Genomic DNA, 12,199 nt, shown 5'->3' with positions numbered 1-12,199 from the left:
CCCACCCCAGGAACCTGCATGAAACGCTCTCGCCCTCCTCGACGCGCCCTTCTCGTGGCGCTGTGCCTGTTCCCAGTCATCGCCGTGTGTGCCTGGCAGATCATGCCCGACAGCAAAGGTCATGCAGCGACCGTGACGGTGACCCGCAGCAACATCGAAAACAGCGTGACCGCACTGGGCACCTTGCAGCCGCGCAGCTATGTGGACGTTGGCTCGCAGGCCACCGGGCAGATCATGAAAATCCACGCGCAGGTCGGCGATCAGGTCAAGGAAGGCGACTTGCTGGTCGAAATCGATCCGTCGACACAAAAAGCCAGGCTGGACGCCGCGCGTTACGCCATCGAAAACCTCAAGGCCCAGCTTCAGGAACAGCGTGCGCTGCACGAACTGGCCGAACAGAAGCAACAACGTCAGAAACGCCTTGCGGCGGGCGGTGCCACGCGTGCCGAAGACGTGCAGGCTGCGGAATCGGAATTTCGTGCCACACAGGCACGGGTCGACATGTTCAAGGCACAGATCCTGGAAGCTCAGGCGGCGCTGCGCAGTGACGAGGCGGCGCTGGGCTACACGCGCATCTACGCCCCCATGAGCGGCACGGTGGTCGCACTGGATGCGCGAGAAGGTCAGACCCTGAACGCGCAACAGCAGACGCCGCTGATTCTGCGCATCGCCCGCTTGTCGCCCATGACCGTCTGGGCCGAAGTCTCGGAAGCTGATATTGGCCATGTCAAACCCGGCATGACGGCCTACTTCACCACTCTCAGCGGTGGCAATCGGCGCTGGAGCAGCACTGTGCGGCAAATTCTGCCAGTGCCGCCCAGACCGCTTGATCAAGCCAATCAGGGCGGCGGCAGTCCGAGCAGTGCGCGCAAGAGCGGCGGCGGTCGGGTTGTGCTGTACACCGTGCTGCTGGACGTTGATAACAGCGACCAGGCGCTGATGGCAGAAATGACTGCACAGATATTCTTCGTCGCCGGCAGCGCGCAGAACACCCTGACCGCCCCGCTCGCAGCCTTGCAGAACGGTCCTCAGGCCGATGTGCAGATCGCGCAGGTGCTGTCCGCCAATGGCGAAGTGCAAAACCGTCAGGTACGCACCGGCATCAGCGACCGCCTGCGCGTGCAGGTGCTCGACGGCCTGAATGAAGGTGATCGCCTGCTGGTGCCGGCTTCTGTCGGCAGCGGGGGCTGAATGCAAACGCCGCTGATCGACCTGCGCGCCATCCGCAAATCCTACGGCGGTGGCGACAGCCCGCTGGTCAACGTTCTGCGTGGCATCGATTTATCGATCCATGCCGGGGAATTCGTAGCGATTGTCGGCGCCTCCGGTTCCGGCAAGTCGACACTGATGAACATCCTCGGCTGCCTCGATCGCCCGACCTCGGGTGAATACCTGTTCGCCGGGGAAAACGTTGCAGAGCTGGGCAGCGACGAACTCGCCTGGCTGCGCCGCGAGGCATTCGGTTTTGTGTTTCAGGGCTACCACCTGATCCCTTCCGGCTCGGCACAGGAAAACGTTGAAATGCCAGCCATCTACGCTGGCACACCCGCCGCAGAGCGCCACGCCCGAGCTGCCGCACTGCTCGACCGGCTGGGCCTGGGGTCGCGCACCGGCAACCGGCCACACCAGCTGTCTGGTGGCCAGCAGCAACGGGTGTCCATTGCCCGCGCCTTGATGAATGGCGGGCATATCATCCTCGCCGACGAACCCACAGGTGCGCTGGACAGCCACAGCGGTGCCGAGGTCATGGCGCTGCTGGACGAACTGGCCAGCCAGGGCCATGTGGTGATCCTGATCACCCATGACCGGGAAGTCGCAGCCCGCGCCAAACGGGTCATCGAGATCAGTGACGGCCTGGTGGTCAGCGATACCGCATGCGATCTGTCTGCGCCACGTTCAGCCAACCCCGCTGCGCTACAGGCCGTCGACCTGCGCAAGCGTCTGAGCGACGGCAGCGGCAGTCGCGGGGCGTGGAAAGGCGAACTGCTCGACGCGGTTCAGGCCGCGTGGCGGGTGATGTGGATCAACCGCTTTCGTACCGCGCTGACGCTGCTGGGTATCGTCATCGGCGTTGCATCGGTGGTGGTCATGCTGGCGGTCGGTGAAGGCAGCAAGCGCCAGGTCATGGCACAGATGTCCTCGTTCGGCTCCAACATCATTTACCTCAACGGCAAGGCCCCCAACCCGCGTGCACCCAAGGGCATCATCACGCTTGAAGAGGTCGCGGCGCTGGGCGAGCTGCCCGAGGTAAAAATGATCATGCCGGTCAACGGCGGACAGGCCGGCGTGCGCTACGGCAACGTCGATCATTCCAGTTATGTCGGCGGCAACGACACGCACTTTCCGGCGATCTTCAACTGGCCGGTAGTGGAAGGCAGTTATTTCAGCGAAGCGGATGAGCAAAGTGCTGCCGCCGTGGCAGTGATTGGTTACAAAGTTCGCCAGAAACTGTTCGGCGAGCATACCGACCCTATTGGCCAGTACATCCTGATCGAAAACGTACCGTTTCAGGTGGTCGGCGTGCTTGAAGAAAAAGGCGCCACTTCCGGTGACCTGGACAGCGACAACCGCATCGCCATTCCCTACTCGGCGGCCAGTATCCGCCTTTTCGGCACGCAGGACCCCGAGTACATCACCATCGCCACCCGTGACGCCAACAACGTCAAACAGGCCGAAACAGCGATCCGCGAGCTGCTGCAACAACTGCATCACGGCAAACAGGATTACGAACTGACCAACAACGCCGCGATGATCCAGGCCGAAGCACGCACCCAGAACACCCTGTCGCTGATGCTCGGCTCGATTGCCGCCATTTCGTTGCTGGTCGGTGGTATCGGCGTGATGAACATCATGCTGATGACAGTGCGCGAACGCACCCGTGAAATCGGCATCCGCATGGCCACCGGTGCGCGACAGAGCGACATCCTGCGGCAGTTTCTTACCGAGGCTGTGATGCTTTCCGTGGTCGGCGGGCTGGCCGGTGTCGTGCTGGCGCTGGGCATGGGCGCAGCCTTGTTGCTGAGCAAGGTGGCGGTTGCGTTCACCGTGCCGGCAGTGGCCGGAGCGTTTGCCTGCGCACTGGTCACCGGCGTGATCTTCGGCTTCATGCCTGCCCGCAAAGCTGCCCGGCTCGACCCGGTTGCGGCCCTTACCAGTGAATGAACAATCAATGAAGCCGAGCCTTTCCCTTTTGACCGTCTGCCTGTTACTGACCGCCTGCAATGCCCCGGCTCCGTGCCTGGACAGCGGCATTCAGCCACCTGCACGCTGGGCGTTTGCCCAGAGCGCTGCCGCCCAGCGCAGCGACGCCCGCTGGTGGCAGCAGTTCGGCAGCCCGCAATTGAATCGCCTGATCGAACAGGCCAGTCGCGACAGCCACGAAGTCGCTGCAGCAATGGCTCGAGTGCGCCAGGCGCAGGCCAGCGCCATCATTGGCGGCGCACCTTTGCTCCCGGAGCTGGCCTTTGACCTGCGCGGCGAACGCAACAAGTTCGTGCGCAACAGCGACCGCAAGGCCAACCCTTCCGACGACAACAACACCAACAACTTCACCAGCGACCTGAGCGCCAGCTATGAAGTGGATTTCTGGGGCGGTATCGCCGCCGGACGCAACAGTGCGCTACAAAGCCTGCGGGCCAGCGAATTCGATCAGGCGACAGTGGAACTGACCCTGCTCGGCAACGTCGCTGACCGCTATGCGCAAACCCTCGCGGCGCGCGAGCAAGGCCGGATTGCCGAGCTGAACCTTGCCAACGCGCAAAGCGTTTTGAGGCTGGTGCAGACCCGTTACGACTCGGGTTCGGCCACTGCACTGGAACTGGCGCAGCAGAAAAACCTGGTCGCGACCCAGCAGCGCGAACTGCCACGCGTTCAGCAACTGGCCAACGAGCAGTTGATCAGCCTGGCAGCGTTGCTCGGCCAGCCGGTACAGAATCTGAACCTCGGTGATCAGGCATTCGCCACCCTGAACTGGCCGGACATCGGCCCCGGTCTGCCCAGCGAACTGCTGACCCGCCGCCCGGATCTGGCCAAAGCCGAAGCTGAACTGGCCGCGGCGCAAGCCAATGTCACGGTGGCGCGCGCTGCCATGCTGCCAAAGCTGACCCTGAGCACCAGGCTCGGCACCGAAGCCACCCGCGCCGAAGACTGGTTGCGCGCACCGTTCAGCAGCCTGGCTGCCGGTCTGGTCGGGCCGATCTTCAATAATGGGCGTCTGGCTGCCGAGCGCGACAGGGCCACAGCTCGTCAGGAAGAGCTGCTGGAAACCTATCGCGGAGCGATCATCAACAGCTTCGCCGACGTCGAAAAAGCCCTGAACAGCATTCAAGGCCTGGACCAGCAACGCTACTGGCACGAAGAAGAACTCAAACAGGCGCAAACCGCTTTCAACATCGCCCAGAGCCGCTATGAAGAAGGTGCCGAGGACTTACTGACGGTACTGGAAACCCAACGCACGCTGTATCAGGCGCAGGACGTGAGCGTGCAGTTACGGCTGGCACGCTTGCAGGCGAGCATCGCGCTGTACAAGGCGCTGGGCGGCGGCTGGCAGGTGCGCTGAGCGCACGATCCACTATCGTGCAACGCTCTGCGTCCTCTTGCGACGCAGAGCGTCGAGAACTGCATTCCCACGCTGGAGCGTAGGGAACGATAATCCCAACTATCGTACTGAAGCTCTGCGTCGGTCTGCGCAGATAACTCAATTATCGTGCGACGCTCTACGTCCTCTTGCGACGCAGAGCGTCGAGAACTGCATTCCCACGCTGGAGCGTAGGGAACGATAATCCCAACTATCGTACTGAAGCTCTGCGTCAGTATGCGCAGATAACTCAATTATCGTGCGACGCTCTGCGTCGCATGCCGTTCGGGACGCTCCGCGTCCTCTTTGCGACGCAGAGCGTCATGACCTGCATTCTCATGCTGGAGCGTGCGGAACGATCATCTCAACGACCGTTCGCTAAAACCAACTGTCCGGCAACAGATTGCGCGCATACCACGGCCTGCGTGGCACGCGGCGTAGCAGGCTGCTCAATTTGTCATCCGCCGCAAAGGTAATACGCAGCGCAAGCTTCATGACTTCCGGGTCCACTTCCATGGTCGTGCCTGCCGCCTGCCCGGGCACGGTGCTGCAGCCGTGGGTTTCCGGCCCCAGCCACGGGTCGCTGACTTCAACCCAGCGGCCCGCCGCGAACCACGGCACGCCATTGACTTCCAGGCGCTTCACTTCACCCGGATGAAAGCGCTCGTGGGCGCGGAACCAGTCGTCGATGCGGTCGTCGATCCAGCCGTGAAACATCCAGAACACCGGGTTCACATGCGATGAAAACGGATCGGCGAGAAAGTCGTTTTCCGGCTCGAACCAGCGCTCGGCGAAGTCGTCCGAACGACGCGCCATGGGCACCGGCTGGCCGTTGGCGGGGTCGCGAGCGACGGAGGCCCAACGCATGTGCAACCAGTCGTGCAGTTCCAGCTCGACCTGCGAACCAAACTGCCCCAACGTCAGCTTCGACAGAAAGCGCGGGTCGCGGTACTGCGACTCCCAGACCTGAAAGTGCGTGTGAAACGTCTCGTGGCTTTTGATATCGCTGACCAGTTGCGTGTATTCCTCATCGCCCTGGGCCAGCCAGTTGGGCGGCAGCGAACAACCGTCGTGATTATCGAAATAACGTGCGAAACCCAACCGGTCGCGCTCCAGCTCAGGCTGAGGCAACGGAAACCGCGGCCACGACGGCAGGTCCTGAATCTTGCGCGCCTGAATCAGCATGTGCCGGTGCATGTAAAAGAAGTCTTCACCTGAACCATTGCGGTCCTTGTGCGGGCCACGCGCATCACGCTCTTTCTCGCGCGGCCCCGGCTGCCAGCCGATACCACGCAGGGCGTTGCGCTTGTCTTCGGGCAGCTTGTGCCATTTGTCCCGAGAGGCATGCCATAACTGGTGAAACAAGCGATGCTCCTTGGAAACCAGCCAGGCCAGAAACGGCGGACTCAGGCCGACCCGCTCGCGCGCCTCAGGGAACACCTGCTTGATGGCAATCAGGCGGTTTTCCAGCTCCGGCAGGGCCAACGGCCGGTCCAGACGTTCGATACGTCCGCTCAACGTGCCGCTGCCCGCATTGCCGAACGCGCCCCAGACTTCATCAAGGGTCAGGCTGAATTCGTAATCCGCAGTGTCGCTGTGCGGATCATTGCCAGCATGGCCATCCATGATCCGCAGATACAGCTTTGCCGCGTTGGCCGGTTGCAGGTCGCCAATCACCCGGAAGCGTGGCTGTGCGTCGCTGCGCAATTGCTCCGGCGTATCGATATAACCGCGCAGGCCGCGACCGCGCGGGGCAATGTCGAGAAACATTTCCAGACCTTCAAGCGGCGCATCGGCCAATCCGGCATCGCGCCCCTCGAAACGCAGCGTCCATACCCCGCGCAGCTTGTCGGCCAGGCGCTGGGTAGACGTATCTGCGGGCCCGGCCGTGGCCTCGCCCGGTGTCACGGGTTCCTCGACACGGGTGAATTCCCGATGCGCATAATAGGCAGCCGGAACTGCCGCGCCGGTCAGCGCCAGCCCTGCTATGAACCCTCGTCGAGAAATCGTCATTACCCTACCTGTTCCAGCACCGAGACAGCCGTTATCCAAGCTAGAACGTAAACCCGGCAGACAAATTTAGCTCAGCGTCTGAATCCAGGATACGGCGCTAAATTTTTCGCCCATCCGCTCGTTCTCCACCAGATAGCAACAGCCCTTGCAGGCTGCGCAACGGTTAATCTGAACGAGACGGAAATGACAAGACCGCGTTGGAAAAAGGCTCTCTTCATCGGCCTGCCACTGGCCCTGGCAATCAGTGCAGGCGCGGGTTTTCTGGCCTGGAATTACTGGTCGCCTGCCGGTTACCCGGTCAAGGTCATGAAGCAGGCCGACGACCTGCAAGAGCGGATCATTTCCTTCGACAGCCACATCACCGTGCCGATGAAATTCGGCAGCGAGGGCAATGAAGCCGACAAGGACGGTTCGGGCCAGTTCGACTTGGTGAAAACCGCACGCGGGCGCTTGTCCGGCGCAGCACTGACGGTATTCGGCTGGCCGGAAATCTGGAACGGCGACAATGCCCCGCATCGCCCGACACCCGGCTTTGTCGACGAAGCGCGCCACCAGCAGGAAGTGCGCTACAAGATCATCACCGGCATGGTTCGGGATTTCCCCAATCAGGTCGGCATCGCCTATACCCCCGACGACATGCGCCGCCTGCACGGCGAGGGCAAGTTTGCGATTTTTATCAGCATGCTCAACGCCTACCCGCTGGGCAATGACCTGAGCCTGCTGGACCACTGGACAGCGCGCGGCATGCGCATGTTCGGTTTCAGTTACGTCGGTAATAACAGCTGGGCCGACTCTTCACGCCCCCTGCCCTTTCTAAACGACACGCCCGACGCGCTGGGTGGCCTGTCGGAGATCGGCAAGCAGGCAGTGCAACGCCTCAACGACCTGGGCGTGATCATTGATGTCTCGCAAATGTCTAGCAAGGCGCTGGAGCAGGTCAGCCAGTTGAGCCGTACGCCAATGGTCGCCTCACACTCGGCCCCGCGTGCGCTGGTGGACATTCCGCGCAACCTCAGCGACGAGGAAATGCAGCTCATCAAGCACAGTGGTGGCGTGGTGCAGATCGTGGCTTTCCCGGCCTATTTGAAGCCGCTGACCCAGAAGACCCAGGACAAGCTCAACGCCCTGCGCAAGGACTTCGACCTGCCGCCACTGCCCAACCTGGCCATGGCACTGATGCCCGGCGACGCGATTATCACGGTCTGGCCGGAACAGCGCTTCGGTGCCTACGCCAGCAAGCTGTACGCGATCCTTGAAGAAGAGCCCAAGGCCACGGTCAAGGATTTCGTCGACGCCATCGATTACACGGTCAGAAAGATCGGTATCGACCATGTCGGCATCAGCTCCGATTTCAATGATGGCGGTGGCGTAAAAGGCTTCAACGATGTCAGCGAGGTTCGCAACGTGACCGCCGAGCTGATCGAGCGCGGTTACGCCGAAGCGGATATCACCAAGCTCTGGGGCGGCAATTTTCTGCGCGTCTGGGAGCAGGTGCAGGCTTCGGCGCGTCCGGATGCGAAACAAACCAACCTTTCGAATGCCGCTAGCCGAACATCAGGCGCTACCGCTCATGACTGACCGCAGAACCTTCCTCAAACAGGCCGGAGTGCTGGCCGCAGCCTTGCCACTGGGCTCCGGTCTTGCGTCAACGGCACTGGCGTCCGCACCTGCACCGACATCCACAGACAAATGGGCGCGCTTGAAACAGCTGTTCAATCAGGACCCGGATTACGTCCACCTTTCCAACTTTCTGGTCACCTCGCACCCCACTCCGGTTCGCGAGGCCATCGAACAGCATCGCGCGCGCATCGACCGCAACCCCGGACTGGCGATGGACTGGGACCTGGGGGAAACCGAGCGCCGCGAACATGAAGTTCGCGTCTGGGCGGGCAAGTACCTGAATGCCCAGCCTGGCCAGATCGCCCTCACCGGCAGCACCACCGAAGGGCTGGCGATCATCTACGGCGGTCTGCATGTGCGCCCGGATCAGGAGATTCTGACCACCGAGCACGAGCATTCCTGCACCCGCGACATTCTCAAATTCCGCCAGCAGCGCGAAGGCACTCAGGTGCGCAAGATTCGCCTGTTCAAAGACCCGGCGACCGTGTCGGCAGACGAAATCATCGGCTCCATTGCGCGCAGTATTCAGCCGAAGACGCGAGTGCTGGGCATGACCTGGGTGCAGTCCGGCAGTGGTGTGAAATTGCCTATCGGGGCCATCGGCGATCTGGTCGAGGAACACAACCGCAACCGTGACGACAAAGACCGCATTCTGTATGTGGTCGACGGCGTACACGGGTTTGGCGTCGAGAACCTGGATTTCCCGGACATGAAGTGCGACTTCTATGTCGCCGGCACTCACAAGTGGATGTTCGGCCCGCGCGGTACAGGCATTGTCTGCGCCCGCTCGGAGCAGGTCAAAGACCTCACCCCACTGATCCCGACGTTCTCGGAAGCCACCGGTTTCAGCACGATCATGACGCCCGGCGGCTATCACTCGTTCGAACACCGCTGGGCACTGAACGAGGCGTTCAAGCTGCACCTGCAACTGGGCAAAGCCGACGTGCAGGCGCGTATTCACGAGCTTAACAGCTACCTCAAGCAGCGCCTCAAGGCGCAGCCCAACGTCGAACTGGTGACACCGATGGACCCGGCACTGTCGGCGGGCTTCAGTTTCTTCCGGCTCAAGGGCCAGGAAAGTGACGAGGTGGCCGCCTGGCTGATGAAACAACGCATGGTCGTGGACGCCGTGAGCCGCGATGTCGGCCCGGTGGTGCGCACCGCGCCGGGATTGCTGAACAACGAGGCCGAAATCGATCGATTCATGGCCCTGCTCAGCCAGCGCAGCTGACGTACACGCACTGAATCCACTGTTTTCCGTTTTCCATCGAGACCCGTCATGAAAAAAACACTGCTGTCCCTTTCCGCCCTGCTCGGCCTGTTGCTCTGCGGCACCACCCTCGCCGCCACGCCCGCGCCAGTACCCGCGCCCGGAAAAGTGTTCAAGGACTGCAAGGATTGCCCGGAAATGGTCGTGCTGCCTGCAGGCACTTTCACCATGGGCGCACCCGAGGAAGAAATGGGTCGCCAGCCGGACGAAGGCCCTCTGCATGACGTGACCTTCTCCAAACCGTTCGCCATCAGCCGCTTTCAGGTACTGAGTGGCGAATGGAACGCCTACATCAAGAGCTCCGGTTACAAGATGCCAGACGGCGATACCCGCCCTGGCCGCGAGTGCAAGGCCGGCAAGCCACGCTACCCGCTGACGGCACGCCAGCCCGCCGTGTGCATGGACTGGAACGAAGCCAGGGCCTATGTCGAATGGCTGTCGAAGAAGACCGGCAAGTCCTATCACATGGTCAGCGAAGCGCAGCGCGAATACGCGGCACGTGGCGGCAGCAAGGGCTCTTTCCCGTTCCCGATGGATGAAGGCAAGCCCTACAGCATCGCCAAACACGCCAACACCTACGGCCCGGAAGACGGCTTCAGCTACACCGCGCCCGCTGGCAGCTACAGCCCCAACGATTTCGGCATTTACGACGCCCACGGCAATGTCTACGAATGGACCGCCGATTGCGAGACCAGCAACTACAACGGCGCACCCACTGACGGCAGCGCTTGGCTGGCCGGCGATTGCACCTGGAAAATGATTCGCGGCAATGACTGGACCGAAGCGCCGATCTTCTCCCGCTCCGGCAACCGCAACAGCCGTCAGCCGGATGTACGCGGCGACTGGCTGGGTTTCCGGGTCGCCCGCGACCTGTAACGGACTTCATGCGCGCCTGCGGCCTGCGACAGACGCGGGCCGCACTCACGGACACTGACGAGACACACCATGACCCGCAAAACTGAAAGCCTCGCCCGGGAAACCCTGAGAATCCTCAAGCCCTTCTGGTGGCTGGTGGCGCTGTCGACCGTGCTGGGTATTGTCAGCGGTCTGAGCGTCACCGGCCTGCTGGCCACCATCAACAATGCGATGAACATGCCCGGCGGCCCGGACACGCAGACCGCGCTGCTGTTCGCCGGGTTGTGTGTGCTGACCCTGGCCTGCTCGACACTGTCCAACCTGTCGACCAACTACGTTGGCCAGCGCGTGGTCGCCAACCTGCGCCGCGAGCTGGCTGCCAAGGTGCTGGTGGCACCCATCGAGCAACTGGAGCGTTATCGCTCGCACCGTCTAATTCCGGTGCTGCTCAACGACGTCAACACCATCAGCACCTTCGCCCTGTCGGTCGCACCGATGGTCATCTCGTTCACCGTCACCCTGGGCTGCCTGACCTATCTGGCACTGCTGTCCTGGCAGATTCTGGCGCTGACCGTGCTCACCGTGGTGCTCGGCACCGGCGCGCAGTACCTGGCCCATGCGTACGGCATGCGCAGCATTCTGGCGGCGCGCCACAGCGAAGACGAATTGCAGAAGCACTATCAGGCGCTGTCTGCGGGTGCCAAGGAGCTGCGCATTCAGCGCAAGCGTCGTCAGCACATGCTCGACGAGAAGATTCACGGTGCCACCGAGCACATCTGCCGCTCGAACATTCGCGCCGCCAACATTTTCGTCAGCGCGGAAACCTTCGGTTCGATGCTGTTCTTTGCCGTGATCGGCATCGCCATCGCCTTCCAGGCCATGTGGCCGACCACTGAAAAAACCGTGCTGGGCGGCTTCGTGCTGGTGATGCTGTACATGAAAGGCCCGCTGGAACGCCTGATTACCGCCCTGCCCGGCATCAGCCGCGCGCAGATCGCCATGCGCCGTATCGCCGAACTGTCGTGGAAGTTTTCCAACCCCGAACCCCACTTGCTGGTCAGCGACCGCCCCAATTCGCTGGCCAATATGCAAACCCTGGAACTGCACAACCTGCGCTATGACTACCCTCCGGTCGAGGGCAGCGACGCCTTTCATCTCGGCCCGGTCGATTTGAGCATCAAACAGGGCGATATCGTGTTCATCGTCGGCGAAAACGGCTGTGGCAAGACCACGTTGATCAAGCTGCTGCTGGGTCTGTACACGCCGCAACAGGGCGAAATCCGCCTCAATGGGCAGACCGTCACCCCGGAAAACCTGGATGACTACCGCCAGTTATTCACTACGATCTTTGCCGATTACTACCTGTTTGATGAGCCGTTGCAGGGGCAGGCCGCACTGCCGCAAGACGCCGGCAAATACCTGGAGCGGCTGGACATCGCGCACAAGGTCAGCATAAAGGATGGTGCCTTCACCACCACCGACCTGTCGACCGGTCAGCGCAAGCGTCTGGCACTGATCAACGCGTGGCTGGACGAGCGTCAGGTGCTGGTCTTCGACGAGTGGGCCGCTGATCAGGACCCGGCGTTCCGGCGCGTGTTCTACACCGAACTGCTGCCGGAGCTGAAGCAGCAAGGCAAGACCATCATCGTCATCTCCCATGACGACCGCTATTTCTACATCGCCGACCAACTGGTGCGCATGCAGACCGGGCAGATTCAGGTCGAGCAGGTGCAAAACGACACTTACGACAAAACCATTCCGGCCTGATTCATCCACGCCTCGAAAGCCCCGCCCGGCCAGTCCGCGAGCGGGGCTTTTTGTTACCCGGCGAAGCCATACCCGCCCCAGCCAGATAGCCAAGCGCC

Annotated in this window: 8 protein-coding genes; 7 read left to right on the top strand and 1 reads right to left on the bottom strand. The window is 61.9% G+C overall.

The window, feature by feature from the left end; translation table 11 throughout:
• Positions 1-18: 18 nt before the first annotated feature.
• Genes LJU29_RS10430 through LJU29_RS10420 form a run of 3 tightly spaced genes read left to right on the top strand, consistent with a single transcriptional unit; the run spans position 19 to position 4,558 of the window.
• Positions 19-1,191, top strand: coding sequence for an efflux RND transporter periplasmic adaptor subunit (locus LJU29_RS10430; RefSeq protein WP_004664641.1), 1,173 nt, complete (start codon positions 19-21; stop codon positions 1,189-1,191).
• Positions 1,192-3,162 carry a MacB family efflux pump subunit gene (locus LJU29_RS10425; RefSeq protein WP_257112260.1) on the top strand — a complete coding sequence of 657 codons (1,971 nt, stop codon included), beginning with the start codon at positions 1,192-1,194 and terminating at the stop codon, positions 3,160-3,162.
• A gap of 7 nt (positions 3,163-3,169) precedes the next feature.
• Entirely contained in the window at positions 3,170-4,558 is a 1,389-nt protein-coding gene (locus LJU29_RS10420; protein ID WP_005753288.1) for an efflux transporter outer membrane subunit, read from the top strand.
• 396 nt (positions 4,559-4,954) lie between these two features.
• On the opposite strand, the gene pvdP is transcribed toward LJU29_RS10420, so the two are convergent.
• Complete coding sequence (gene pvdP, locus LJU29_RS10415; RefSeq protein ID WP_054994771.1) at positions 4,955-6,589, bottom strand: pyoverdine maturation tyrosinase PvdP; 1,635 nt, start codon at positions 6,587-6,589, stop codon at positions 4,955-4,957.
• Between the two features lie 183 nt (positions 6,590-6,772).
• Here pvdP and pvdM point away from each other — a divergent pair, with 183 nt between their 5' ends.
• From pvdM to LJU29_RS10395, 4 genes are all read left to right on the top strand, one after another.
• A complete protein-coding gene (pvdM, locus tag LJU29_RS10410; protein WP_257112258.1) occupies positions 6,773-8,167 on the top strand; it encodes a pyoverdine-tailoring dipeptidase-like protein PvdM in 1,395 nt (464 codons plus the stop codon).
• Entirely contained in the window at positions 8,160-9,440 is a 1,281-nt protein-coding gene (gene pvdN, locus LJU29_RS10405; RefSeq protein ID WP_122322303.1) for a pyoverdine-tailoring periplasmic protein PvdN, read from the top strand. Before pvdM ends, pvdN begins: the two co-directional genes overlap by 8 nt.
• Positions 9,441-9,488: 48 nt before the next feature.
• Complete coding sequence (gene pvdO, locus LJU29_RS10400) at positions 9,489-10,355, top strand: dihydropyoverdine dehydrogenase (RefSeq protein WP_057453282.1); 867 nt, start codon at positions 9,489-9,491, stop codon at positions 10,353-10,355.
• Positions 10,356-10,424: 69 nt separating this feature from the next.
• On the top strand, positions 10,425-12,101 hold the full coding sequence (locus tag LJU29_RS10395) for a cyclic peptide export ABC transporter (RefSeq protein ID WP_257112256.1): 1,677 nt from the start codon (positions 10,425-10,427) through the stop codon (positions 12,099-12,101).
• Positions 12,102-12,199 lie beyond the last annotated feature (98 nt).

This window comes from Pseudomonas ficuserectae (genome assembly GCF_024584585.1).
GTDB classification, from domain to species: domain Bacteria; phylum Pseudomonadota; class Gammaproteobacteria; order Pseudomonadales; family Pseudomonadaceae; genus Aquipseudomonas; species Aquipseudomonas amygdali.
Note: the sequence above shows the minus strand (reverse complement) of the source record. Positions and strands in the feature narration are given on the sequence as shown.